Raw genomic sequence first — 23,865 nt, 5'->3', positions numbered from 1 at the left:
GAGGACGCCCTGTTCCTGGACCTCCAGCCCCGGCTGGCGCGATGTCTGGTTCGCTTGGCGGAGCGGTTCGGCAAGACGGTTGAGACCGGCATACAGATAGATGTGCGGCTATCGCAGCAGGAACTCGCCGCCTTCGTCGGAATGACGCGCGAGAGCGTGAACAAGCAACTGTCTATATGGCGTCGCGACGGCGTGGTAGGATTCTCCGCCGGTACCGTCACCATCCACGACTTGGCGGAATTGCGGTCATTGTCCGGCATAGACGACGACTCCGGAGGCGGCGCCGATGGTCCATGACCGCGCCAAGGAATGACGGCTCCGCCTTCGATGAGGCGGATGCAGAACGCGGTCGTGCTCGCCCTGATCACGGCTGGCATCGCGCTTTTGCTCGCTCTCAGCCCGGTCGGACGCGTGATGGAGGAGGAGTTCGGCCTCGCGTGGCTGTTCAAGCTGCGGGGTCCCGTGCCGCCGCCGGCCGATGTGGCGCTTGTCACCCTGGACCGCCAGTCCGCCCGGAGGCTGAGCCTTCCGCCGCAGGTCCGCCTGTGGCCGCGCGCGCTGCGCGCGCGGATGATCGACGACCTCAAGCGGCGCGGCGCCACCGCCATAGCGATCGACCTGACGCTCGAAACACCCACTGACATCATCCAGGACGGTGCCCTGAGCCGGTCCATCGCCGCGGCGCGTTCGGTCATCCTGGTCGAGGCCATGGAGCGGGAGGAACTGGTCGTCACGGACGCCCAGGGCAAGCCGGCCGGCCAGATGGCGATCCTGAAATCGGTGCCGCCGATCGAACCCTTCGCCAAGGCCGCCGCCGCCCTGGCCCCCTTCCCGCTGCCCAAGGTGGCCGCCCGGACCAACGAGTTCTGGACGTTCAAGGAAGGTGACCGGCTGACGCTGCCCGCCGCCGCCCTCCAGGTGCATGCCGAGGCGCTGCACCCGGCCTGGCTAAGCCGCCTGCGGGAGGCCGACGTTCCCGGACTGGAGAACCTGCCGCCGGACAACGATCTCCTGGACGAACCGGGCGCCGTCCAGCGCGCCTCCCAGGCGGTGCGGCGCGCCTTTCTCCAGGATGCCGGGCTGGCGGCGCGCCTGCCGCCGCCGTCGGGCCGCCTCGATGACCGCGACCGCCGGCTGCTGGAGGCCATGGACCGCCTGCATTACGGTCCGCAACATTATTACCTGAACTTCTATGGTCCGCCGGGTACGGTGACCACCATCCCCTTCGCCGACCTCATAGAAGGCCGTGACGTGCCGGACCTGACGGGCCGGACCGTGTTCATCGGCGTCGCCGAGCGCACGCCGTCCAACCTGGACACCTTTTATACGGTGTTCTCCACCAGCGACGGCGTCGACATCAGCGGAGTGGAGATCGCGGCGACGGCTTTCGGCAATCTGCTGGAGAACACCACCCTGAAGACCCCGGGCCGACCGGCGGAGTTCGGACTGGTGGTCGGCTTCGGCGTCGCAATCGGCCTCCTGGCCTATCTCCTGCCGGCGACCTTGGCCGTCGTGGCAACGGTGCTCCTGGCGGCCGGCTGGATCGCGGCCGCGGCGACCCTGTTCGGCCAGTCGCAGCTCTGGCTGCCGGTGGCCGTTCCGATGCTGGTCCAGGTCCCGGTGGCGCTGTTCGGCGGATTGCTGTGGCAGTATCTCACGGCCAACCGGGAACGCCGCAACGTCGCCGAGGCGATCCGCTACTACCTGCCGGAACGGGTCGCCGCCGATCTGGCGCACAGCCCGATCAATCCTGTCGGGGCGCGGGACCTTCTCTATGGCGCCTGCGTCGCCTCCGACGCCGAGCGATTCACGACCCTCGCCGAAACGATGACTCCCCGCGACCTGGCGTCACTGCTGGACTCCTATTTCGCAGCCGTGTTCGAACCGATCCAGGCCAACGGCGGCACGGTCACCGACGTGGTCGGCGACGGCGTCATGAGCGTGTGGACGGCCACCAATCCGGAGCGCGAGCCCCGCCTGCGCGCCACCCTGGCGGCGCTCGACCTTACCCATGCGGTCGAACGGTTCAATCGCCAGAATCCCGGGCGCACCATGCCGACCCGGGTCGGCCTGCACGCCGGCTGGATCATGGTCGGCAATGTCGGCGGCAAGGGCCATTTCGCCTGGAGCGTTGTCGGCGACATTCCCAACACCGCGTCCCGCATCGAAGGGCTGAACAAGCACCTGGGAACCAGGCTGCTGGCGTCCGACGCCGTGGTCGGCGATCTCGGCGGCGAAATCCTGACCCGCCGGGTCGGCCGTTTCCGGCTGATGGGAAAAGCGGGTGCACTCGACGTCCACGAGCTGATCGCGCGCCGGGAAGAGGCCACACCCGACCAGCTCAGGCTGACCGCCTGCTTCGGCGATGCCCTGGAGGCCTGCGAGTCCGGCCACCTGCCGGAGGCTGTCGGCCTGTTCCGCCAAGTACTCGAAGAATTCCCCAACGATGGACCGGCACGCTTCCACCTGAACCGGTGTATGAACCTGTCTGTCGGTAAATCAGCCGACGACGATGCGGCCATAGTCCGCCTCGAAGTCAAATGACAAAGCGGACATATGACTGAGGCAATTTTAGCTTGAACGTACTATATCGCATGATTTAAATAATGTCCGCTGAAGGGCCATGTGCGGCATCAAAGGTTGCAAGCGCACGCTAATAGTTCTTGTGGCAGATCCGCACCGGGTGAGCTCAGTTACCCTGATCGACCATTCGGGTCAATGGATCCCGCTATTTCATAGGCTCGAATTCCATGATAACCATCAAGTCTCCCAAGTCCTCGGTACTGGCATTGCTGGCCGCCGGCATAACGGCCGCTGCGGCGCCCGCCGCGGCACAGTCCATCGACGCAAGCTGCGCGGCGCCGGTCGGGCGCATCGCGTCGGTGGAAGGAGGCGTAGAGCGCAGGACCGGGGATGGCTCGTGGCGTTCCGCCGCGATCGAGGATCCGCTGTGCGCCGGCGACACGGTGCGCACCGGCAAGTACAGCCGGGCCGCCATCGCGCTGACCAACGACTCGGTGCTCCGCCTGGACCAGGAGACGACGCTGCAGGTCGGGGCGGTGCCGGTGGACGAGCCGTCGGTGCTGGACCTGATCAAGGGCATCATGCAGGTCTTCAGCCACCGCCCGCGCAGCCTCAGCATCGACACGCCTTTCGTGAACGCGTCGGTGGAGGGCACGGAGTTCCTGGTGCTCGCCGAGGCGAACCGGGCATCGGTCACGGTATTCGACGGCAAGGTGCGCGCCAGCAACGCCCGGGGCGCCGTCACCCTCGCCGCGGCGGGGACGGCCGAGGCGCGCGCCGGCGCGGCGCCGGTACAGGGCGTGGCGGTCCGTCCACGCGACGCGGCTCGCTGGACGCTGTATTACCAGCCGATCCTAACCGAGGTCGCCGCCGCTCCGTCGGCCGGCTCCGGGGACCTGCCGGCCCCCATCGCCGACGCGCTGGCGCTCCGACGCCAGGGTGATTTCGCAGGCGCCATCGCCCGGCTCGACCGCGCCGCCGCGGAGGGAGCGGGCGCGTCGGGGCCGGTCGCCGACCGCATCGCCCTGTTCCGCCAGTCGCTGCTGCTCGAAGTCGGCCGGGTCGGGGAAGCCCGCGCCGGGGTCGAGGCCATGCTGTCGCGGGCTCCCGGAAACGCCGACGCGCTGGCGCTGCGCAGCGTCATCCGCGTCGCCCAGAACGAGACGGAACCGGCGCTGGCCGATGGCCTCCGGGCGGTCGAGCTGGATCCCCGCTCCGCCCCGCCCCGGATCGCCCTGTCCTATGCGCAGCAGGCCGCCCTCGACCTGGAGGCGGCGCGCTCCACCATGGAGGAAGCGGTCGCGGCGCAGCCGGGCGATGCCCTGGCCCGCGCGCGGCTGGCCGAGATCCTGCTGACCCTGGGCTACAGGAGCGAAGCGGAACGGTCGGCGCGCGCGGCGGCCGAGCTGGCGCCGAACCTGGGCCAGGCGCAGACGGTGCTGGGCTTCGCGGCGCTGGTGCGCCAGCGGCCGCAGGAAGCGCAGGCGGTGTTCGAGCGCGCGATCCGGCTGGAGCCGGCAGACCCGCAGCCCCGCCTGGGACTGGGCTTGACCCTGATCCGGCAGGGCCGCCTGGAGGCGGGACGCAACGAGATTGAAATCGCCGCCGGGCTGGACACCGAGAACGCCCTGATCCGCAGCTATCTCGGCCGCGGCTACGACGAGGAACGGCGCGACGACCGCGCGGCGGGACAGTACGGGATCGCCAAGCAGCTCGACCCGAACGATCCGACGCCCTTCCTCTTCGAAGGTTTGCGGCTGCGGACGGCCAACCAGCCGGTCGAGGCTCTGGCGGAGATCCAGCGCTCCATCGAGCTGAACGACAACCGGGCACCCTTCCGCTCGCGCCTGTTGCTGAACGAGGATCTGGCGACCCGCGGCGCCGGGCTGGGCCGGATCTACGGCGACTTGGGATTCGAGCGCCTCGGCCTGCCCGTGGGGTCGGCGTCGCTCGCCGCCGATCCCGGCAACGCGTCGGTCGAGCGTTTCCTGTCCGACCTCTACGGACAGCAGGAACGGCACGAGATCGCCAGGTCGAGCGCCCTGCTCCGGTCACAGCTTCTCCAGCCGATCACCATCGACCCGGTGCAGCCCAGCCTGAGCACGACCGACCTGCACATCCTGCCCGGCGCCCTTCCGTCGGAGGCCGGGTTCAACGAGTACGGGGCCCTGTTCGAGCGTGACCAGATCCGCCTGAACGCCACCGGCATCGTCGGAAACCTTGGCACCCGCGCCGACGAGCTGACGCTGTCCGGCATCGTGGGACGGGCGGCCTTCAGCGCCGGCCAGTTCCACTACCAGAGCGACGGCTATCGCGAGAACAACGACGTCGAGTACGACATCTATACGCTGTTCGGCCAAGCGGCGCTGACCGATACCCTGAGCCTCCAGGCGGAACTGCGGTCCCGCCGCAGCGAACAGGGCGACCTGGCGCAGAACTTCGACCCGGACGACTTCTCGCGCGACAGCCGGACCGACATCGACCAGGACACCGCCCGCGTCGGCTTGCGCTACTCGCCGACGCCGCGCGTGGACCTGCTGGCCTCGGTGATCGTCAGCGACCGGGAGTCCCATCAGGTCCAGGCCGAGGAGGACTTCACCTTCACGGACGACATCAGGCAGACCGGTACCGATACGCAAGTCCAGGGCATCTACCGGGGCGACCTGTTCAACGTGACGGCGGGCGGCGGTTTCGCGAGCATCCGCCAGAGGAACGTCTCGACCTTCGAGATCCCGGCGCTGGGCCTGAGCTTTCCGAGCACCGAACGGTTCACGAACCGGCAGACCAACGCCTACGGCTACGTCAACCTGACCCCCTTGCGCGACGTGATCGTGACGCTCGGCCTCAGCGGCGACAAATTCGAGAACGGCGTGCTCGACTTCAGCGAGGTCAATCCGAAAGCCGGCATCCAGTGGGACGTCACCGACCGGCTGCGGCTGCGCGCCGCGGCCTTCCGGACCTTCAAGCGGCTCCTGATCGTCGACCAGACCCTGGAGCCGACCCAGATCGCCGGCTTCAACCAGTTCACCGACGAGTTCAACCAGACCAGCGCCTGGATCAAAGGCATCGGCCTCGATACGACGCTGGCCCGCGGGACCTTCGGTTCGGTCTTCGGCGGTATCGAGTATGTCCGCCGCGATCTCGACGTGCCGCTGGTCGAGCAGCGCGACCCGCCGGAGTACCGGACCGACGAGCGCACGGAGGACGAGACACGGGCCTATCTCTACTGGGCCGCCTCCCGGGACTGGGCGGTCTCGGTGGAAGCGCAGTGGGAGGACATCGACAATGCCAACCCGCAGGTCGACATCGCGGAGCTGCGCACACTGACGGTGCCGGTCCAGGTCCGTTATTTCGCCGACAACGGCCTGTTCGCCCGCGTCGGGGCGAACTTCGTGAGCCAGCAGGTCGAGGAGCGCCTGCCGCAGTCCTTCGATCAGACACGCGAAAATTTCGTCACGGTCGATGCATCGCTCGGCTTCCGGCTTCCCAACCGCCGGGGATCGATCAGCCTTGAAGTCCGGAACATTTTAGACGAAGAATTCCTGTACCAGGATCTCGACTCGGTCACCAACTCGATGACACGACCACGCTTCATCCCGGCGCGCACGGTGCTGGGACGGCTTTCCCTTACTTTCTGAACCCTGAAGATCCTCTATCTCAAGGAGCGACCGTCATGCCTTGTTCATTCCTGAGGATTGCCGCGGCAGGAGTCTTCGCTGCCCTGTTCATGACATCCGTCCCTGCCGTCGCGCAGACCGCCGTCACGCTGTCCGACCTGCCGACAGCCCAACTCGACCAGACGACGGTCGATGCGCTGCGGAAGGCGGGCATTCCCGATCCGACGCTGGCGCTGATCCTGAACAGCAGGGGTGAACTGGTCGGCGCGCTGGTCGAGGACCACCCGAACTCTCCGGCCAAGGGCAAGCCCGTGAAGATACCGCCGGGCAACCTTCCCAAGGAGTTGAAGGGGCTGCGGGGGTTCAACAGCCTGTCGATCCTGGCCTACGAAGGCTCCAACTGCTACGTGATCAAGCGCGCCGACGGCTCGCTGTACCTGATGCCGCCGGGCTGCACCCCGGGCTGAGCCCGGCTTACGACAGCCCGGCCGAGAAGCAGCCGATCGGGAAGAGCGATCCGCCCACATGGACGGCGCCCTCGCGGTACAGCGCGAGCGCCCGGAGTCTGTCCGGCACGTCGATGATCCAGACCCCGTCGGCGCCCGCGATCACGCGGCCGTCGACGGTCGCCGCGGCGGCCAGCACCGCTCCGGGAGCGGTGCCAGGCGGGAACAGCGCCGTCACCGTCGATACGCCGGCCGGCGGCAGGAGCGCCACGGGGCCGGCGATCACGACGGCCAGGGTCAGCACGGATGCCGCCAGGCCCCCTCTGCTCCGCCCTCCCCCGCCGTTCGGTCCGCTCCGCAGGGTCAGCCACCCGGCGGCAGTCACCGCGATCCCGAACGCGAAGAAGACCATGTCCCAGATCAGCGGGCTGTCGCTGTCCATGCGGATATGGTGCAGTCCAAGGATCCAGTGGTTCAGGACGGCGTCCACGATATGCCAGACGCCGAAGCCGATCAGAAAGGTGCCGAACAGCAGCCTGTCCGCTCCGTCCCCGCCGAACTCCCGCCGGGTCCGCCAAAGCAGCCAGAGCCCCGCCCCGGCGACCGCGTACATGGCGAGATGGAACAGGCCGTCGGCGAGGATCTGCACCTGGATGTCCGCCAGCGCGGGACTGTCCAGTCCGCTCAGCAGATGGTGCCATTGCAGGATCTGGTGCAGCAGGATGCCGTCGAAGAACCCGCCGAAGGCAAAGCCCAGCAGGTATCCGGCCCATCGGAAGCTTGGGCTGAACGGCACCGACGATCGTTTCGCACTGGGCGCGGGCATGGCGGGGGAGCGGCCTTCGATGAACCTGAGGGTCGTACATCGCAACAGCGTCGAGCGGTTCCGGTTCCCCCGACCCGGCAAACAGCGCCGCCCGGACCGCGAGTGGCCCGGCAAGACTTGCCGCGGCGGGTAGCAGGAATAGCCGGCTCCGGTCTCCCTTGCGAATCCGCGGCGCTTGTTATACTCTTGCGCCGTGCATCGAAAACTGAGGCACACCATTTGCATTGGTCCGACGCAGAACGCATAGGATTGGAGAGTGGGCGATGTCTACGACCTCGGCAACCGCAGCCAGCATGCCTTCCGGGTATCTCTCGAACCTGCGGCTCGCAACGGACGACCGCAAGAGGATCTGGGACTCCCTGACGCCGGAACGGCAGGCGGAAGCCGCCGCCAAGTTCACGGAGAGCGGAACCGCGGTCAAGGAGCAGAAGTTCTCCACCCTGGGCAACGCGCTCTCCTATGATTACAGCAGCGGCAAGCTCAACGGCGACATCTCGGTCACCGCCACGAACCTGACGAGCGACAACGCCGCCAAGTTCGGCTCGCTGGTCAATTTCGACACCATGGACTCCGCCGTCTTCCTGGAGTTGAAGCAGGGCGCCTACCCGACCGCGGAGGATCCCACCTGGATCACCGACCCGACGACGAAGCAGAAGTACCTCGACGCCTTCCAGTCGCGTGCGTACGACGCGTACAAGTCGGCGGCCGACAAGTTCGGCGGCTTCAACTCCCAGACCATGCTGGGCTACGACGTCAACGCCGACGGCTTCCTTAACAACGAGTCCGAACTGTTCGGCTTCGGGACACGCGGCTTGAAGATGTCGGATTTCTTCGACTTGACTTCGGCGGACGGCGGCGTGACCAACACCTATTCGCTGCGCTCCTTCACCGCGGCGGACAACTCGACCACCACCGCCAACAACATCGCGATCGATCCCAAGCGCTTCATGGCGCTGACCAGCGACGGCAAGTCGGCATCGGTGATCAGCACGTCCTACGACAACGGGACGCCCGGCATGACCACGAATGTCAGCCTGAACCTGCTGTCCGGCAGCATCTCGACCGGCACTACGGCGGCGATCAGCATCAACGTCACGACCTGATCCGTCACGACCTGATCCAGGACACCCTCGCCGGCGGAACGCGCCGGCGAGGGTGTACAGGCCGGCGGAATCAGGCGCTCCGTTCTTTCGGTTTGTTCCCCATCTGGCAGCGCACACGGGTCATGCGGTAATTCGGATGCTCGCCGACCCACCGGGCTCCCTCGGTCTGCCCCGCGATGGGGCAGTTCGACATGGTGAGATACTGGTCGTCGGAGATCAGGGGAGTGACCGTCCGGCACTGGGTCGGATCGGCGATCAGGCAAAACACCATCGAGAGCGTGACGAGCATCGGATACCTCGCGTTATGCTGCAATGCAGCAAACACGATAAGCGCAGACCTGCCCATCGGGATTGTGACAAAACGACGCTTTTGCTGCGGCGCAGCATAGGCTCCGTCACAGGAACGGCGACAGCCGCTTCGGGATCCGCATCGGGAACTCCCCCTTGCGGATCAGCCGGATCGCCTCGATGCATTCGACCAGTTCGCTGACCGTCGCGGGACCGGCGAGGTATCCGAAGGCGACGTCGCGGTTCCGCCGCGCGATCTCCTTGTCGCCCGCGGTGAACAGCGACTTGATGTTCCAGTTGCGGGCGATCGTCCGGGCGACAACGACGCCCAGCCCGCGCCCGGCCGGAAGGTCGATGTTGATCAGCGCCAGATCGGGGCGGAACTGTTCCGCCAGGGTGATGGCTTCATCCACTTCGGTGACGGGGCCGATCGGGTCGTATCCGGCCCCGCGCAAGGCCTCCGCAACGGCTTCAGCCAGAATGAGGTCGCCTTCTAGCAGCAGTATTCTCATGGATCGGTGATCGGGCTCCGGAGGTGGGTTGTCAACCATAACCCGCCGGACGGCAACATATCACGCCGCCGTAGTTTACTTAGAGTTAACCTTAATGCGCGATAACCCGCGGGCAGTCTCCAGGACAACATCTTTCGCAAAGCCCGCAGCCATGTTCGACATCAGCCCGACGATCGCCGCCGCCGTCTTCCTGTCCGCGTTCGCGCTGGATTTCCTTTACGCACGCTACACCTACTACATCGTCTCGATGCAGGCGGAAATGGCCGCGGTGCTGGCTTTCGTCTGGCACATGCTGAGCGCCGCCGTGGTCGTCCAGTACGCCGAGAATTCGGTCTACATCCTGTTCATGTGCGCCGGCGGCTGCCTTGGCACCTACTTGACCGTCTGGCTGCGGCGCCGGTCGGCGGCGGCGCAGGCGGCGGCCCCCGGCACCGGCGTCATGCAGAACTGACGGACTTGGCCGCAAGGGGGTCGATCAGGAAGCGCTCGGCATGGCCGGCCCGGCCGGCCTTTCCCGCCTCGTAGGCGGCGAAGGACGTCAGCGCCGAACCGACCCGGTCCGCCCCGCCGAACTGGAAAGGAAGCTGGGTGGCGTAGCAGCAGGCCCCGGCGACCTTGGCCGGGAGATGGTCGGAGACGGGGATCGCCAGCGGCACCAGCCCGCCGGGCAGTCCCGGCGGCGGCGCCTCTTCCGGAGCCCGGATCACGTAGGGAAGGTCCCTGTACCAGGCGGCGGGCCGGCCCAGGCGGACCATCGCCCTGACGGTCTGCCGGTGGTCCACATGGTTGCCGATCGCTTGACAGGCGAACATCAGGTCCGGCTCGACCCGGTCGGCAAGAGCGCCGATCCGGTGTGCCGCCTCCCGCCAGACCTCGTCCCCCGGCCGGATGGCCGAGAAGAGTTCGACGGCGGAGCCGTAGCCCCGGTGCGGCGCCTCGGGCAGGTCGAGCCAGTGGACCTCGTCCACTCCCAGCGTCCGCCCGAACGCGGCGTCCTCCTCCCGCCGGACCGCCATGTAGTCCACCTCCGGAGCCAAGCCCTTGTCGGTCTGGCAAGCGAGCGCGAACCCGGTGGGACTCGGCACCGACCGTGTGAAGACGGTGGCGAGCACGGTCCGCCAGCCCGCCGCCTTGAGCATGGCCAGCGTCCCGGCGCAGGAAAAGGCGACGTCGTCGAGATGGGGGAGATGAACAGCGCTGCGCGTGACGGCACGTGGGGCGCCTCCTCTGGTATGGGCAGGTCTAAAGCAGATGCGGGGCCGCCCGGAACCGGCAGGTCGGATCGGCGGTCTCCCGCGTCACCGCGGCCGGATCATAGGTGCCGGTCCAGGTGGTGTCCGGCCTCGTTCCCCGGACCTGGGCATAGATTTCCTGGATGCGGCGGCCGATCGCGTGCCAGGAATAGAGGCTGCGGACCTCCTCCAGGGACTGGTGGGCCAGCCGCCGGCGCAAGGCTCCGTCGTCGAGCATCCGGCCGATCGCGGATGCCAGGCCGTCCACGTCGCGCGGTTCCACCAGCAGGGCGTTGGAGCCGTCGGTGAGGCAATCGACCACGCCGACGGCATTGGTCGAGACGATCGGCAGGCCGCTCGCCATGGCCTCCAGGATGGTGTTGGAGAAGCCTTCCGAGTATGTGGGCGAGACGAAGACGTCGCCCCGGCGGTAGACCTCGGCGGCGGCGAAATAATCGGCATGGCCGGTCAGGGTCACCGCCCCGGCGAACTCCGCGGAGGATGCCCGCTCCCGTACCGCCTGCACGTCCGGCCCGATGCCCGAGACGATCAGCCGCAGCGTGGGTCTCGCCTCCCGAAGCCGGGCGAAGGCGTCGAGCAGTTCCATCACGCCTTTACGGCGGTCGACGCGGCCGTGGTAGAGCAGCACCGGAGCGTCCTGCAGGTCGCCGATGTCGCGGTCGGCCCGGGGACGGAAGCGCTCGGTGTCGGTAGCGCCCGGCACGATGACGAAGCGGTCGAGGTCGGTGCCGTGGTGGTCGCGGACCTCCTCGGCGAAGCTCTTGCTGCCGATGATCAGGGCGCCGGCATGGTTCAGAACCGCCAGCATGGCCTGCTTGTGGGTGGCGCAGCAGGTGCCGACCCAGTGGCCGTCGCCCCCCTGGATCGACACGACGTTCGGGATGTCCAGCCGCTGGCTGACCTCCAGCGCCGCAAGGCCGCAGGGATACCCGTACTGGGCGTGGACCAGGTCGAACGGCTCGGCGGCATGTTCGGCCAGGGCCGTGGCGACCATCGCCTCCATGTCGGCTTCGAAATCGGCCGGACGGCCGTGGCCGACCTCCTGCTCGCCCAGGGATTCCAGCCCGATCACCTTGACGCCGGGCACCGCGGGCGGCGGGCCGCCGCCGTAGACGGCGGAGCCCGCCGGGTCGTTGCGGTACTGGGAGATCATCACGACGTCATGGCCGCCGGCCACCAGTTCGCGCAGCAGGTTGGCGGCATAGACGCTCATGCCCGAGATCGCGGGGAAGAAGCGCCGGCTGATGAAGCAGATCCGCATGGGTCAGGCACTCCGGCGAAAAGCTTGGCGAAGGGATTGGCCGGACGCGGCGGGAAGCCGCGATTCCAGCCACCGGAGGCTTTCGGGAACGGCGAGGTGGGCACGGTGGCTCTCCCGCGACAGCTCGACGCAGACCAGCCGGTCGAACCCGATCGCGTCCAGCGCCGCCAGCACGGCCGGGATGTCCATGTCGCCCCGGCCGAAGGGGAGATGCTCGTGGACGCCCCGGCGCATGTCCTCGATCGCGACGGTGCCGAGGTCGCCGGCGAACTCCCCCACGGCGGCGGCGGGATCGCGTTCGCCGGTGACCAGCAGGTGACCGGTGTCGAGCGCCAGGCGCAGCGGTGCCGGCGTGCGCTCCGCCAGGTCGGCCCTGAGCCTGCCGTAATCGTCCACGGTCTCCACCAGCATGCCGGGTTCCGGCTCCAGCGCAACGGTGACGCCGTCCGCGGCCGCCGCCTCGGCGACCTGGGCGACGCCCTCGACCAGCCAGTCCCAGGCGGTCGCGGGAACGACGCCCGGCTGCGGCACGCCGGCCCAGAAGGAGACGGCCTCCGCCTCGCAGATGGCCGCGATCCGGACGCAGCGGGTCAGGAAGTCGACGCGGAGGGCACGCCCTTCGGCCGATGGATTCAGCAGGGTCGGCTCGTGCTTGACGCGGGGGTCGAGCAGGTAGCGCGCGCCCGTCTCGATCACGAGGCCGAGCCCCAGGCTGCGCAGACGCGATCCCAAGGCCTCCGCCCTGCCCTCCAGGTCCGGGGCGAACGGGTCGAAATGATGATGGTCCAGGGTCAGGGCCACCCCGTCATAGCCGCTGTCGGCGATCAGGGTGAGCGCGTCGTCCAGCCGGTGGTTGGCGGCGCCGTTGGTGTTGTAGGCGAAACGCAGGGGCATGTCCGGGCCTCTCGGCTTTGTTCTTTTCAGGATCTTGCCGCTTCGAGCGCGAAGCGGACGGCGTGGCTTTCCGGCTCGCGGTACAGCGGGTAGAGCGGGCCGACGATCCGGTCGATGCCGGCGGCGTCGAGCCAGCCCGGACCGCCCAGCCGCTCGACCGCATCGGGCGGCAGCGGCACGGCGGCGGCCCCGTCCGGCGGGGTCCCGACGCCGGCAAGGGGGCTGCCCCGCTCCATCAGGCGGCGGATGCCGCGCTCGCCGATTCGGTGATAGCTCATGGTCTCGCACTCCAGCCCCGGCACGATCGCCTTGACGGCGGAAATCGCGCCGTCGGGCGGTGACAGGTCCAGGTAGAGGATGTCGAATCCCGCCGTCGTGAGGATGGCGGAGATCCGCTCCAGCCGCTCGGCGGGAGTGTCGGCGGGCGAGGACGGCAGGTCGGCGAAAGCCTCGGTCGTCCGCCGCGACAGCACGGTGTCCGACAGCATCCCGCGCAGTTCGCCGGACGGGAGTTCGCACCAGGCGGCCATGGCCTCGACCGCGCGCGGCTCCTCGGCGCCGGCGACGTGGCGGGCGCGGTAGCGGTCCAGGTAACCTTCGGGAGCGATGCGCCCGACGAGATCCAGCGGGCCGTGGGACATGGCCTTGCGCGACCGGCTGGAGCAGAACTCCAGCAGGGCCTTGTTCAGCGCCCGCTCGCGGTCCAGGTCGCAAGCCTCGCCGCAGGCGGTCTGCATGATCGGCACGGTCGAGCGCCCGTCGCGGTCGGAGCCCACGACATAGAGGTTGACCAAGCCGAAATCCGTCGCGGCCAGCTTGGCGATCACGTCGATGCCCAGCTCGTCCAGGCGCGCCAGAAGCCGCAGCGTGTCGGGATCGCGCACGCCGGACAGGTCGAGCACGCGGCCCTGGTCCATGGCGCGGAAGCCGATGCAGTTGCCGTCGCGCTGGAGCAGTTCCAGAAGCCCGTGGACCAGCGCCCGCTCGAAGCTGTCGCCGGCGCCCAGCCCGTTGGTGATCGGCGTCGTCAGAGGCTCGATGCCGTCCAGCTGCGACCGGTAGCAGGCGGCGAACTCGTACGGCACCAGAACCGGCTCGCCCGAGGGAAAGCGCCGCGCCGCCACCCAGGTCAGCAACTTGTCCGGGGTATAGTCGGAGCCGGCCGGCAGGCACAGGGTCAGCGGGTCGCAGACGCCGCGTTCCCCGCGCGCTGCCACGAGGTCGCGGTAGCTGCCGCGCACCCGCTCCGCCTTCCGCAGGACCGAGTCGGCCTGGACATTCTCGGCCAGCTCGCCCAGCACGCCGACCAGCGCCTGGTCGAAACTCGCGCCATAGCCGAAGCTGTCGAACTGAGCCCCGTCCCGTTGCCGGTGGCAGGCGAACACGACCGGCACGCCGATGCGATCCAGCCCGTCCACCCGGAAATGCTCCAGCTCGCCCGGCGGCAGGTTCGCGGTATAGGCCTCGATGACGGGTTGCAGGCTCATGCGAGGCTCTCCAGCGGGATCGGGCGGGTGCTCGGCGCTCCCGCCAGCAGGCGGTCGAACAAGCCCAGCGCGTGGGCGCGAGTGACGCCGGCGGCGTGCTCGAACGGGGTGAAGACGTGGTCGAAATCCAGCTCGGCGAAGACGGCGCGGTAGCGGCGCACCTCGTCGTGGCTCAGCGGGATCTGGTAGTGGAAGCCCTTGTGGCAGCTCAGCGCCACGGGCCGGCCCTCGCCGTCCAGGTCCACCTTCAGGCAGTCGCCGCAGAACAGCGCCCGGTCGCGGGTGTCGTGCAGCACGGCATGGCCCTCGTAGTGGCCCTGGGTCGCGATCATGGTCAGGCCGGGCGCCAGCGCGTGGACGTCGTCGGACGGCCAGGAAACGCGGAACGCCTTGGTGTAGCGCAGCCCGTCGCGGTGGATCACGACGACCGGGTCGAACCGTTCGGCCAGTTGCCACAGCGCGCCGAACCCGTGGGGATGGGAGCCCGCCAGGATGCCGATGCCGCCCAGCCGCTCGATCTCGTCCAGCGCCTCCGGCGTATAGAACGGCGCACCCTCGAAGGCGATGTTGCCCTCGTCGCGGAGCAGCAGCCAGCCGGTCGAGCCGAGGCCGAACGCCGGTTCGCAGGAAAACCCCACGATGCCGGGCATCGCCTCGGCCCAGCGGGTGGTGACCTTTCCGGTCAGGTCCTCGACCGTGCGGAAGTCCCAGCCGTCCGGCGGCAGGGCGTTCCGCACGTCCATGCAGACCGGGCAGCCGATCGGGTCCTGCCCGGCAAACCAGGGTTGCCAGAACCCGCAGTGGGAGCAGGCATACTGGGTCAGCGGCATGATCGCTCCATCAGGGTGAACAGGCGCAGGTCGCGCTCGGAGGGATAGGGAAAGGGACGGCCGGCCAGGACGGCGTCGCCGAACGCCTCGATCTGGTTCAGGAACGGGCTTCGCCCGGCACCGGGGACCGGCACTTCGGAACGCGCGCCGGTCCTGGCGTCGATCAGGGAAAGGGTGCCGCCGGGCGTCTGGCCCATGGTGTCGGTGGCGACCGCCATCGCCCGGGTCCCGACCAGTTCCAGCGTCCGCCGGGGATAGGCGTCGGGGCAGTTGTAGGCGACCTGGATGGTGCACAGCGTCCCGTCCTCGAACCGGCCGGTCAGCACGGCTCCGTCATCCACGGCATAATCATGGACCCGCCGCTGGACCAGGGCCCGAAGCTCCGCCCAGGAGCCGCCGAGCAGCACCTCCAGCAGGTCGATGCCGTGGGGAGCCAGGTCCCACAGGGCGCCGCCCCCCGCCCGGCGGGGGTCCGCCCGCCAGTTGTCGGTATGCCGGTCGCCGGAAGTCCGATCCGTGGGGCTCCAGTCCGGGGGCAGCCAGCAGGCGTAGAAGATGCGGGCCTGGGTCACCGTGCCGAGCGCCCCCTCCGCCACCAGTTCCCGAAGGCGGACATGCGCCGCGTGGAAGCGCTGGTCGTAGGCGATGCCCAGGGTCACCCCGGCTTGCCCGCAGGCGGCGACCATGATCTCCGCGTCGGCCGAATGCGTGGCCATCGGCTTCTCGCACAGGACATGCTTGCCGGCGGCGGCGCAGGCCACGACCACCGGCATGTGCTGGTCGTTGGGCGTCGCGACATAGACGGCCTGGACGGCGGGATCGGACAGCACGACCGCCAGGTCCGAGGTGCCGAGGCTGCCCAGCCCCGACGGGTCGCGGTCGCACAGCGCCACGACGCGGCCGTTCCGCGCCGCGTGGATCGCCGGGATGACGTAATCGCGGGCGACCCAGCCGCACCCGACCACGGCCCAGCCCAGATGCCGGTCCGTCATCACCAGCGCTCCGGCAGGTCGAGCAGGATGCGGCGCCGGGCCAGGTCCCGAATCCGGGGGTCGTCGATCCGGGATGTGCCTTCCGGCAGGTCTTCGGGCGGCACCTCGGCCTCCAGATAGGTAGCTGCCGCGTATTCGCGGGCGAAGGCGGGCGTCGGCCAAGCCGGCCGCAGCCGATTCCCGTCGCGCTCCAGCAGCGGGTTGAGCCGAAGCCTGGCGCCGGGATGCGGCGAGCGCAGGTCGACCGGCCGGGGATCCACCGTCCCGGCGCTCCAGGCGAGCGAGACCGCCTCGACCGTCGCCAGTTCCGCCGCCGTGCGGGCCGGGGCCGGGGATCGGGCCAGTTCCGCGTCGTCGTACAGCAGGCAGCCGGGGAACAGCGCCCCGTATTCCTCCGGCGTGCGCGGCCGGCCGGCGATGCCGTGTTCGAACCGCACATTGTGGGCGTGTCCGATCAGCACCGTTCCCGAGGCTCCGGCGGCCCGCATCAGATGGCCGGCGATCCGCTCCTGCTCCGGCATGAAGTAAAAGGCGTCGTGGCACAGGATCGCCGTCCCTTCCGGCAGAGCCACCGGGATGCCCGACGTGACGTCGGCGCAGACCAGCGGAGCGTCGGGAAGCAGGAAAGTCTTGGCCAGCCACAGCTTGGCGAACACCACGTCGATCCCGGCCACGGCCGTTCCACGCCGGTTCAGGTCGCGCAGGATTTGTCCGATGCCGCAGGCGATTTCCAGCACCAGCGGCGGATCGGTCCAGCGGGTTTCCAGCAGTCCCAGGGCGGACAGGAATGTCGGGGCCGACCAGCGGTGGGCGAAGTAGTGGGCCACCGGCCCGAAGTTCAGCGTCGCCATGGTCTCGCGCAGGGTCATGTGCCCGACCGCGTCGGCGAGGCCTCCGGCGGCGTCCAGCGAGGGCGGCGGGAGGCGGGCCCAGTCGTCCTGGTCGCGCAGCAGCAGCGCCAGGGCCGCGCGCTCGTCGCCGCGGTCGAGCGCCGCCAGCGCCGCATCGCGCAAACCCTCGCGGCCGGTGCGCAGGAACGGGATGCCGGCCACAACGGGCCAGCGCTCCGTCCCGTCGGCAAGATAGCCCGGACCTTCGGCGCGCAGCGGCCGGCCGGTCGTCGGGCTCAGCAGGGTCAGGCCTTCCGTCACCGCATCAGTCCGACGTTGCGCAGCATGCCTGTCTGGAAGTCCTGAAGCGGACCGGCATGGACCAGTTCCATCTCCTCGACCGCGTGGCGCAGCTCGAATCCGGCGGCCCGGGCATAATGGTCCATCTGGAGGATGCGGTCGATCACGTCCGCCGTGTGGAACGCCTTCGCCTCGGGCGTTTCCGCGTGCGGCAGGAGCTTGCGGGCCTGTTCGCAGGCATGGGCCAGATGGTCCGGCAGCGTCGCGATGATCTCGTAGGTCAGGGTCCTGATGACCGGGTCCAGATGGTCGCCCAGCAGCATCTCCCCGCGAAGCCGCTGTCGGGAAGGACGGCGTTGTGGAAATGGTGGCACAGGCCGGCCAGGAACGGCCCCGCCGGGTCGGCCCCGTAGGAAGGGCCGACCAGCACCGCCGAAACGGCCGTGACGAAGCAATGGTCGGCATGGCTCTCCGGCGGCTCAAGCACCAGCCGGGGGTGTCCCGGCCGGGTGGCGCCCGCGCGCGGCTGCCGCTCCAGGTCGTGGACGAAGGCCGGCGGCTCGGCGGCGGCGGGTTCATGCTCGCCCAGATGGTCGCGCAGCGTGACCGCCAGGATCGGATCGACCGGGCCGGCCACCGCGTCGAAGCCGTTCCGAAGGACAGCGGTCGCGGAATCGTCGTCGAGTCCGGCGCGGGTCAGCATGGCGCGGTCGATGCCGCCGAGCCGGGCGGCGGCCACAGCCAGTGCGGTTTCCCGCAGGGCGACGGTGGCGGGGGAGTCCCCCGCCACCAGCCGGGCCCAGGTGCGCCGGAAGGCACGCGCCGCCAGAGTTCCCTCGATCCCGGCGGCCCGCACCCGCTTCAGGTCGTTGACCTCCCGCAGCAGCGGGACCAGTGCCCGGTCAACCGACATCGGCAAGGCTCGCCGCGGCCGCCTTCAGGGACTGCTCGCTGCGCTCGGTGGCGGTTCCGGAACCGGAACCGGCCGACCTGTCGAGCCAGGCCCGGAACCGGCGCTCCTGCTCGGGCCAGGCGTGCTCCGGCTCGGCACCGTTCGGCATCAGCGGCGCCTTGAAGAAGACGCCCAGTTCCTCCAGCACGCCGCCCTGTCCGCGCTGCTTCGCCAGATCCAGGCACCGGGCGATCTCGATCACCAGCGGGGCCGCCAGGATCGAGTCCTTGCACAGGAAGTTGATCTTCATCTGCATGCGGTGGCCGAGGAAACCGGTCAGGTCGATGTTGTCCCAGGCCTCCTTGTCGTCGCCGCGCGGCGGATAGTAGTGGATGAACACCTTATGGTTCTCGACCTTGTAGCCGAGGATGCTGTCGAGCACCGATCCCTTGGTGTCCAGCTTGGACGCCAGCGAACTCGGATCGTCCAGCGCCAAACCGTCCCGGTTGCCCAGGATGTTGGTGGAGTACCAGCCGTCCACCTTCAGCGAGCGCCCGCGCAGCGCCGGCGCTATCACGGTCTTGATCAGGGTCTGCCCGGTCTTGCCGTCCTTGCCGGCGATGGGCACGCCGCGCCGCCGCGCCAGTTCCTTCAGCGCCGGAATGTCGGCCGAGACGCTGGGAGTGAAGTTTCCGTACGGGATGCCGTTGGTGATCGCGGCATAGGCATAGAGCATCGCCGGCCCGATCTCCGGATCGTCGGCGTCGAGAGCCATCTCGAACGCTTCCGGCGTCGCGAACTGCGGCAGCTTGGTATCGACCAGCCGTTCGGTCGAGGCGAGGTGGACCACCACCAGGTCGTCGACGCCGCTGTCGGCTTTGAACCGGGTCAGGTCGTCCTTCAGGCTCGCCACCTGGTCGCGCATGGAGGTCAGGTTCGCCCCCTCGCGGCCGGCGACGTTGCGGCAGAACTTCACGTTTCCGATGGCGGGCCAGGGTCGGACCGCTTCCAACTGGGTGCGGACCAGATCCAGTTCGGCCGGCCCCAGGACGCCGTGCTGCCTGACGGCGGAGGCGAGATCGTCCGGATAAAGATCCCAGCCGGCCAGGCTGATGTTCTTGTAAGGCGCCAGTCCGGCGTGGGAGACATCGGCCAGCGGCAACCCCGACAGGTCGACGGCGCCGCGGCGGATCATTTCCAGCCCGGCTGCGACCGTCGTTGCGACGGCCCCACCCAAACCAACGATTGCAACGCCGAGACGGCGTGCAGGCATCTCGCTCATAGATCCTCCGGAATTTCGTCGGGCGCGGGCGCGCCGACTTTGAACTCGCATCAGTGGCAACGGAGGATGGTTGGCAGATCCAAACAGGACATTCGCCAATTGGTGAGAAGTTTCGTTCATCCGGGCTACCCAAATATACATATGGATACTATGTTTCCTTTTGTGGAATGCGGTTCAAATTCTTATAGCTACTAATGAACGCCTAACATCAATTAAAATAAAATCCGAAATTGACTGACCACATTACAATCCCACATCAGGTCTCGCCCTGGGCTTCACTCCCCAGGGCGTTGCGCGATCCGGGCGAGCTGGCCCGGCGCAGGACGCTGGCTGACAGCGCGCACGTGCAGCCGCTGACCCGGTACGCCAGGGATCTGGCCGCCCGCACGGGCAGCCCGGTTCCGCTGGCCGACCCGCTCGACGGCGGCGTGGCGGCCCGGCTGCTGATCCTGCTGGAGACGCCGGGACCCAAGATGCGGGCCACCGGGTTCGTGTCGCGGGACAACCCCACGGGGACCGCCGCGAACCTGTTCCGTTTCCTGGAACAGGCCGGCATCGCTCGTGTGGAAACGGTGATCTGGAACATCGTCCCGTGGCTGATCCAGGTTCCGGGCACGCCCAACCGCAATCCGACCCGCGCTCAGGTCGCCGAAGGGCTGCTCCACCTGCCCGACTTCCTGGACCTGCTGCCGGGGTTGGAACTGGTCGTCACCGCCGGGCGCAAGGCCGAGGCCGCCCGGAGCCTGCTGGAGGCCCGGAACATCCCCTGCCTTGCCATGCCGCACCCGAGCCCGACCTATGTCTGCACCAGCCCCGGCGTGGCGCGCCGGATCTCCGCATGCCTCACGGCGGCGGCGGAGCGGCTGGCCGCCCGGCGACTGGACGTCACCAGGTAAAGCGCCATGTCTCCGTCATGACCCGATCGCCCCGCATCAGCCGCGCCGCCAGCTCCGCCGGCCCGGCCTTCCCCGGCCGATACTCGAAATACAGGCGCCATCCCCCGGTCTGCGGCACATGTTCGACGATCGGCTCGACCACCGCGCCGGCGGAAGCGGTGACATCCGCGGAAAGGCCGGAGCCGTGACCCGGCAGTCCGTCCCCCTCGAAATCAACCACGAAGAACCGGCGCTCCGGCGAGGGCGGCACCGTCGGCCGCAACCGCTCGGCCGAGCCGATGCGCGTGCCCGTCACACGGCCCAGCGGATGCAGGCCGGTCCCGCCGCCCATCACGGTCAGGGCGTATCCGAAGTCCAGCGGCCGGCCCGGCTCCGGTGCCCGTTGCGGCACCCAATAGGCCACGATGTTGTCGTTGTACTCCTCCAGGGACGGGAATTCGTAGAGTTCGAGAGCGCCCTGTCCCCAATCGCCCCGCGGCTCGACCCAGAAGCTGGGCCGGCGCTCGTGCATGGCCTGAACATCCAGGTAGCTGGCGAAGTCGCGGTCCCGCTGCATCAGCCCGAAGCCTTTCGGGCCGGCCATCGCGTAGCCGGTGGCGAGCGGCGCCGGGCGGCCGTTGACAAGAGGGCGCCAGCTCCAAACCCCGGCGCCGTCCAGCATCAGCAGCCCGTCGCTGTCGTGCATCTCCGGCCGGAAATCGTCGAAACCGCGCGGGCCGTTCTCGCCATGGAGGAACATGCTGGTCAGCGGCGCCAGACCGAGCCGGCCGACCGGCTGGCGCAGGATCAGCGAGGCGTCGACCTGCGCCCCGGTGGTGTCGCCGGGCCGCAACCGGAACCGGAAGGCGCCGGTCACGCTCGGTCCGTCGAGCAGCGCCAGCACGGTGATCTCCTCCGCTCCCGCCCCCGGACGCTCGATCCAGAACTCCGTGAAGTCGGGAAACTCCTCCGGCTCGGAGCCGCCGGTATTGACCGCGACCCCCCGGCCGGAAATCCCATACTCCTGCCCCCGGGCGATCAGCCGGAAATAGGACGCGCCGAGGAACACCGCGAACTCGTCGCCGGTGGACCCGCCGCCGGCGGGATGGTGCAGCCGAACCCCCGCGAACCCCAGGTCCGGCATGTCCGGGACGTCGAGGCCGCCGAGGTCGAACATGTCCGGTCGGTAGGCCACCGGCGTCACGGTACCGCCCTCGATCACGCCGACGCGAACCCGCCGCCGATAAAGGAAGCCCCGATGAAAGAACTGCGCCTTGAATCCGCCCCCGTCGGCCCACAGGGCGCTGGACGGCCGGAAACGGATCGCGCGGTACTGGTCGTAGCTCATGTCGCGCAGCACCGCCGGCATGACCTCGTCGGGCGGCTGGTAGGGCCGGGACGCCAGCGCGGCCGCCATGCGCCTGACCTGCTCGAACCCGAAGCTTTCCTCCGCCCTTGCGATGCCACGATTGCGCCCTATGCCGGGACCGCACAGCAGCAAGGCACTTCCCAAGCCGGCGGATCCGGATAAGAACGCTCGGCGTGAAAATATCCGTTCCCGCAGAATAAAATCGTCGGCGCGGTGGTTCATCGATAAGCCCTGTCCTCGGCCCCATTCAGGGGCGCCGTGCCCAGCAATAACTTCCCGGAAGGCCACCTGTTCCATGACGCTCGATCCCTCGGCCGAGACTCCGCCGCGCCTGCCCCTTGCGGTGCGCAGGGCATTGTTTCTGGGCCCGGCGCTTTTTCTGACCCTGCTTTCGGCGGTGCTTGCGGCCGAGGCGATGGGCGGACCCCGGACCGGGCTGGACTGGGTGCTGGTGACCCTGTTCACGCTCAACCTGGGCTGGCTGGCGCTGAACGGCTGGCAGGTGGTGCTGGGCTTCGTCCTGCATTGCCTGGGCAGGCGCGCCTTTCCACCGCTGGAGCGGACCGCCGCCGGCATCGACGTCATGACCCCGCCCAGGGCCCGGACCGCGGTGGTGCTCCCGATCTACAACGAGGACGTCGCCGCGGTGTTCGCCGCCGTCGCGGTGATGGCCCGCTCCCTGGAGCGGACCGGCGATGTCGGACGGATCGACCTGTTCGTGCTGAGCGACACCCGCGACGAGGCGATCTGGCGCGCGGAGGAGCGCGCCTACGACGCCCTGCTGTCGGAATTCGCCGGACGGCCGGGGCTGCCGGCGGTGTTCTACCGCAGGCGCCATGACAACGGCGGGCGCAAGGCCGGCAACCTCGCCGATTTCTGCACCAACTGGGGACATCGGTACGACTTCATGGTGGTGCTGGACGCGGACAGCCTGATGGGCGGCGACACGATCCGCCGCATGATCCGGCTGATGGAGGACAACTCCCGGATCGGCCTGATCCAGACCGTGTCCCATCCGGTCAACCGGGAGACGCTGTTCGCCCGCATCCACCAGTTCGCGGCCAACCTCTACACGCCCCTGTCGGTGCTGGGACTGAACTTCTGGCAGCAGGAGGACGCCAACTACTGGGGTCACAACGCCATCGTCCGGGTCAAGGCCTTCATGGACCACTGCGACCTGCCGGTGCTGCCCGGCAAGGCCCCGCTGGGCGGCGAGATCCTGTGCCACGACGTGGTCGAAGCCTGCTTGATGCGGCGCGGCCCATGGGAGACCTGGGTGCTCCCCCTGCTCGGCGGCACGTGGGAGGAGATCCCCGCCAATACCATCGACTATGCCGGCCGCGACCGGCGCTGGGCGCAGGGCAACCTCCAGCACATGCGCTTCCTGCCGGCCCACGGCATCCGCTGGCCGGGCCGCCTGCACATCCTGATGGGCATCATGTGCTACGTCTCCGCCCCGGTATGGTTCGCCTTCCTGGTGCTGTCGGCCGGCCAGCTGATCCTGGGGGAGGAGCGCGGCGGCTACGGCCTGCTGACCTCCGGTCTGTTCAATCCCGGCGCCGCGGCGGCTGCCATGTTCGCCCTGACCGTGACGCTGCTGTTCCTGCCCAAGCTGCTGAGCCTGGCGGCCGTCCTGGCCGACGCCAGGGCGCGGGCCGGATTCGGGGGCGCCCCGCGCCTGCTGGCCAGTGCGCTGCTGGAACAGGTGTTCTCGACGCTGCAGGCGCCGGTCCACATGGCCTATTACACGCGCTTCGTCGTCTCGACCCTGGTCGGGCGGATCGTCTCCTGGGACGCCCAGCCGCGCGGCGACCGCGGCGTGGGGCTGGGCGAGGCGTTCCAGCGCCATGCGGTGCATGTGATCCTGGGCCTCGTCCTGGCCTCGACGGCGCTGCTGGTCGGTCCCGTGCTGTTCTGGTGGATGTCGCCGATCATCGCCGGCCTGGTGCTCAGCCCGGTCCTCACGAGCTGGTCGAGCCGGCGCGGCGCCGGCCTGGCGGCCCGCCGGCTCGGCCTGTTCCTGATCCCGGCGGAGGTGGCCCCCGAGCCCGAACTGACCGAGATGGCGGCCCGGATGCGCGCCGCGGCCCCGGGCGCGCCCGACGGCATCGCCGGGATAGGCGCGCGTCCGGCCCTGCCCCGGCGCTCCCCGATGCCGATGGCTCCCCAGAGCCTCTACCGGCCCGCGCTCGCGCAGGAAACGGCCGACGCGGACTGATCCGCCGGGTGCGCGTCCCGGCCGGCCATCCAGTTTCCGGGCCGCCGAATGTGCCGTACGCCTGTTG

22 protein-coding genes (1 of these 22 only partly in view) are annotated in these 23,865 nt (G+C 69.0%); 8 read left to right on the top strand and 14 right to left on the bottom strand.

What is annotated here, in order from left to right:
* The 4 genes from DPR14_RS04385 to DPR14_RS04370 all read left to right on the top strand — a co-directional run.
* Positions 1 to 297: the end of a Crp/Fnr family transcriptional regulator gene (locus DPR14_RS04385; RefSeq protein ID WP_192499272.1), read on the top strand. 411 nt of this gene lie to the left of the window's left edge; the window shows 297 of its 708 coding nt (coding positions 412-708); its start codon lies beyond the left edge, outside the window; it ends in the stop codon at positions 295 to 297.
* Between the two features lie 39 nt (positions 298 to 336).
* Entirely contained in the window at positions 337 to 2,544 is a 2,208-nt protein-coding gene (locus DPR14_RS04380) for a CHASE2 domain-containing protein (RefSeq protein ID WP_192499271.1), read from the top strand.
* A 206-nt stretch (positions 2,545 to 2,750) separates the two neighbouring features.
* Complete coding sequence (locus DPR14_RS04375) at positions 2,751 to 6,161, top strand: TonB-dependent receptor domain-containing protein (protein ID WP_158044081.1); 3,411 nt, start codon at positions 2,751 to 2,753, stop codon at positions 6,159 to 6,161.
* Between the two features lie 89 nt (positions 6,162 to 6,250).
* Complete coding sequence (locus tag DPR14_RS04370) at positions 6,251 to 6,607, top strand: hypothetical protein (protein ID WP_192499270.1); 357 nt, start codon at positions 6,251 to 6,253, stop codon at positions 6,605 to 6,607.
* 7 nt (positions 6,608 to 6,614) lie between these two features.
* Here DPR14_RS04370 and DPR14_RS04365 read toward each other — a convergent pair whose 3' ends face one another.
* Positions 6,615 to 7,412 carry a DUF2243 domain-containing protein gene (locus tag DPR14_RS04365; RefSeq protein ID WP_158044079.1) on the bottom strand — a complete coding sequence of 266 codons (798 nt, stop codon included), beginning with the start codon at positions 7,410 to 7,412 and terminating at the stop codon, positions 6,615 to 6,617.
* Positions 7,413 to 7,675: 263 nt separating this feature from the next.
* Between DPR14_RS04365 and DPR14_RS04360 the strand changes: the two genes are divergently transcribed.
* Positions 7,676 to 8,515: a hypothetical protein gene (locus tag DPR14_RS04360; protein WP_158044078.1), complete on the top strand. Its 840-nt coding sequence runs from the start codon at positions 7,676 to 7,678 to the stop codon at positions 8,513 to 8,515.
* A gap of 70 nt (positions 8,516 to 8,585) precedes the next feature.
* On the opposite strand, the gene DPR14_RS04355 is transcribed toward DPR14_RS04360, so the two are convergent.
* Positions 8,586 to 8,804 (bottom strand): hypothetical protein, encoded by a 219-nt coding sequence (locus DPR14_RS04355; protein ID WP_246148845.1) that lies wholly within the window; start codon positions 8,802 to 8,804, stop codon positions 8,586 to 8,588.
* Between the two features lie 106 nt (positions 8,805 to 8,910).
* Complete coding sequence (locus DPR14_RS04350; RefSeq protein ID WP_192499269.1) at positions 8,911 to 9,315, bottom strand: response regulator; 405 nt, start codon at positions 9,313 to 9,315, stop codon at positions 8,911 to 8,913.
* Positions 9,316 to 9,466: 151 nt separating this feature from the next.
* On the opposite strand from DPR14_RS04350, the gene DPR14_RS04345 reads away from it, so the two are divergent.
* A complete protein-coding gene (locus tag DPR14_RS04345; protein WP_158044076.1) occupies positions 9,467 to 9,766 on the top strand; it encodes a hypothetical protein in 300 nt (99 codons plus the stop codon).
* Here the strand turns inward: DPR14_RS04345 and DPR14_RS04340 are convergent.
* The 10 genes from DPR14_RS04340 to DPR14_RS04300 form a co-directional block, all read right to left on the bottom strand.
* Positions 9,753 to 10,454: a PIG-L deacetylase family protein gene (locus DPR14_RS04340; protein ID WP_246148843.1), complete on the bottom strand. Its 702-nt coding sequence runs from the start codon at positions 10,452 to 10,454 to the stop codon at positions 9,753 to 9,755. The genes DPR14_RS04345 and DPR14_RS04340 overlap by 14 nt on opposite strands.
* A 103-nt stretch (positions 10,455 to 10,557) precedes the next feature.
* A complete protein-coding gene (locus DPR14_RS04335; RefSeq protein ID WP_158044074.1) occupies positions 10,558 to 11,829 on the bottom strand; it encodes a glycosyltransferase family 4 protein in 1,272 nt (423 codons plus the stop codon).
* Positions 11,830 to 11,832: 3 nt separating this feature from the next.
* Positions 11,833 to 12,723: a sugar phosphate isomerase/epimerase family protein gene (locus DPR14_RS04330; protein WP_158044073.1), complete on the bottom strand. Its 891-nt coding sequence runs from the start codon at positions 12,721 to 12,723 to the stop codon at positions 11,833 to 11,835.
* A 26-nt stretch (positions 12,724 to 12,749) separates the two neighbouring features.
* Positions 12,750 to 14,210, bottom strand: coding sequence for a YcaO-like family protein (locus tag DPR14_RS04325; protein WP_158044072.1), 1,461 nt, complete (start codon positions 14,208 to 14,210; stop codon positions 12,750 to 12,752).
* Positions 14,207 to 15,040, bottom strand: coding sequence for an MBL fold metallo-hydrolase (locus tag DPR14_RS04320; RefSeq protein WP_158044071.1), 834 nt, complete (start codon positions 15,038 to 15,040; stop codon positions 14,207 to 14,209). Before DPR14_RS04320 ends, DPR14_RS04325 begins: the two co-directional genes overlap by 4 nt.
* On the bottom strand, positions 15,031 to 16,032 hold the full coding sequence (locus tag DPR14_RS04315; protein WP_158044070.1) for a Gfo/Idh/MocA family protein: 1,002 nt from the start codon (positions 16,030 to 16,032) through the stop codon (positions 15,031 to 15,033). Before DPR14_RS04315 ends, DPR14_RS04320 begins: the two co-directional genes overlap by 10 nt.
* Positions 16,032 to 17,183, bottom strand: coding sequence for a class I SAM-dependent methyltransferase (locus DPR14_RS04310; RefSeq protein ID WP_192499268.1), 1,152 nt, complete (start codon positions 17,181 to 17,183; stop codon positions 16,032 to 16,034). The genes DPR14_RS04315 and DPR14_RS04310 overlap by 1 nt, the downstream gene beginning before the upstream one ends.
* Complete coding sequence (locus tag DPR14_RS27700) at positions 17,180 to 17,485, bottom strand: hypothetical protein (protein WP_211103920.1); 306 nt, start codon at positions 17,483 to 17,485, stop codon at positions 17,180 to 17,182. Before DPR14_RS27700 ends, DPR14_RS04310 begins: the two co-directional genes overlap by 4 nt.
* Positions 17,443 to 18,075, bottom strand: a complete 633-nt coding sequence (locus DPR14_RS04305; RefSeq protein WP_211103919.1) for a hypothetical protein — start codon at positions 18,073 to 18,075, stop codon at positions 17,443 to 17,445. Before DPR14_RS04305 ends, DPR14_RS27700 begins: the two co-directional genes overlap by 43 nt.
* Positions 18,065 to 19,327 (bottom strand): inositol-3-phosphate synthase, encoded by a 1,263-nt coding sequence (locus DPR14_RS04300; protein WP_211103918.1) that lies wholly within the window; start codon positions 19,325 to 19,327, stop codon positions 18,065 to 18,067. Before DPR14_RS04300 ends, DPR14_RS04305 begins: the two co-directional genes overlap by 11 nt.
* Positions 19,328 to 19,566: 239 nt before the next feature.
* Here DPR14_RS04300 and DPR14_RS04295 point away from each other — a divergent pair, with 239 nt between their 5' ends.
* Entirely contained in the window at positions 19,567 to 20,232 is a 666-nt protein-coding gene (locus DPR14_RS04295; RefSeq protein WP_211103917.1) for a uracil-DNA glycosylase, read from the top strand.
* On the opposite strand, the gene DPR14_RS04290 is transcribed toward DPR14_RS04295, so the two are convergent.
* Entirely contained in the window at positions 20,222 to 21,724 is a 1,503-nt protein-coding gene (locus DPR14_RS04290; protein ID WP_211103916.1) for an OpgD/OpgG family glucan biosynthesis protein, read from the bottom strand. The two genes, DPR14_RS04295 and DPR14_RS04290, sit on opposite strands and share 11 nt — an antisense overlap.
* A 151-nt stretch (positions 21,725 to 21,875) precedes the next feature.
* On the opposite strand from DPR14_RS04290, the gene mdoH reads away from it, so the two are divergent.
* The gene (gene mdoH, locus DPR14_RS04285; protein WP_192499267.1) at positions 21,876 to 23,798 is read left to right on the top strand and encodes a glucans biosynthesis glucosyltransferase MdoH; all 1,923 of its coding nucleotides are present in this window, start codon (positions 21,876 to 21,878) and stop codon (positions 23,796 to 23,798) included.
* Positions 23,799 to 23,865: the final 67 nt, after the last annotated feature.

The sequence above is a fragment of the Skermanella pratensis genome (assembly GCF_008843145.1).
In the GTDB taxonomy this organism is placed as follows: Bacteria; Pseudomonadota; Alphaproteobacteria; order Azospirillales; family Azospirillaceae; genus Skermanella; species Skermanella pratensis.
Note: the sequence above shows the minus strand (reverse complement) of the source record. Positions and strands in the feature narration are given on the sequence as shown.

What these genes read in the sequence shown, in the direction of transcription:
- DPR14_RS04345 (WP_158044076.1), top strand. Translation starts at nt 9,467, where the DNA reads ATGTTCGACATCAGCCCGACGATCGCCGCCGCCGTCTTCCTGTCCGCG.
- DPR14_RS27700 (WP_211103920.1), bottom strand. Translation starts at nt 17,485, where the DNA reads ATGCTGCTGGGCGACCATCTGGACCCGGTCATCAGGACCCTGACCTAC.
- DPR14_RS04315 (WP_158044070.1), bottom strand. Translation starts at nt 16,032, where the DNA reads ATGACGGACCGGCATCTGGGCTGGGCCGTGGTCGGGTGCGGCTGGGTC.
- DPR14_RS04330 (WP_158044073.1), bottom strand. Translation starts at nt 12,723, where the DNA reads ATGCCCCTGCGTTTCGCCTACAACACCAACGGCGCCGCCAACCACCGG.
- DPR14_RS04335 (WP_158044074.1), bottom strand. Translation starts at nt 11,829, where the DNA reads ATGCGGATCTGCTTCATCAGCCGGCGCTTCTTCCCCGCGATCTCGGGC.
- DPR14_RS04325 (WP_158044072.1), bottom strand. Translation starts at nt 14,210, where the DNA reads ATGAGCCTGCAACCCGTCATCGAGGCCTATACCGCGAACCTGCCGCCG.
- DPR14_RS04340 (WP_246148843.1), bottom strand. Translation starts at nt 10,454, where the DNA reads ATGCTCAAGGCGGCGGGCTGGCGGACCGTGCTCGCCACCGTCTTCACA.
- DPR14_RS04365 (WP_158044079.1), bottom strand. Translation starts at nt 7,412, where the DNA reads ATGCCCGCGCCCAGTGCGAAACGATCGTCGGTGCCGTTCAGCCCAAGC.
- DPR14_RS04300 (WP_211103918.1), bottom strand. Translation starts at nt 19,327, where the DNA reads ATGCCTGCACGCCGTCTCGGCGTTGCAATCGTTGGTTTGGGTGGGGCC.
- DPR14_RS04380 (WP_192499271.1), top strand. Translation starts at nt 337, where the DNA reads ATGCAGAACGCGGTCGTGCTCGCCCTGATCACGGCTGGCATCGCGCTT.
- DPR14_RS04305 (WP_211103919.1), bottom strand. Translation starts at nt 18,075, where the DNA reads ATGTCGGTTGACCGGGCACTGGTCCCGCTGCTGCGGGAGGTCAACGAC.
- DPR14_RS04375 (WP_158044081.1), top strand. Translation starts at nt 2,751, where the DNA reads ATGATAACCATCAAGTCTCCCAAGTCCTCGGTACTGGCATTGCTGGCC.
- DPR14_RS04370 (WP_192499270.1), top strand. Translation starts at nt 6,251, where the DNA reads ATGACATCCGTCCCTGCCGTCGCGCAGACCGCCGTCACGCTGTCCGAC.
- DPR14_RS04355 (WP_246148845.1), bottom strand. Translation starts at nt 8,804, where the DNA reads ATGCTCGTCACGCTCTCGATGGTGTTTTGCCTGATCGCCGATCCGACC.
- mdoH (WP_192499267.1), top strand. Translation starts at nt 21,876, where the DNA reads ATGACGCTCGATCCCTCGGCCGAGACTCCGCCGCGCCTGCCCCTTGCG.
- DPR14_RS04350 (WP_192499269.1), bottom strand. Translation starts at nt 9,315, where the DNA reads ATGAGAATACTGCTGCTAGAAGGCGACCTCATTCTGGCTGAAGCCGTT.
- DPR14_RS04360 (WP_158044078.1), top strand. Translation starts at nt 7,676, where the DNA reads ATGTCTACGACCTCGGCAACCGCAGCCAGCATGCCTTCCGGGTATCTC.
- DPR14_RS04320 (WP_158044071.1), bottom strand. Translation starts at nt 15,040, where the DNA reads ATGCCGCTGACCCAGTATGCCTGCTCCCACTGCGGGTTCTGGCAACCC.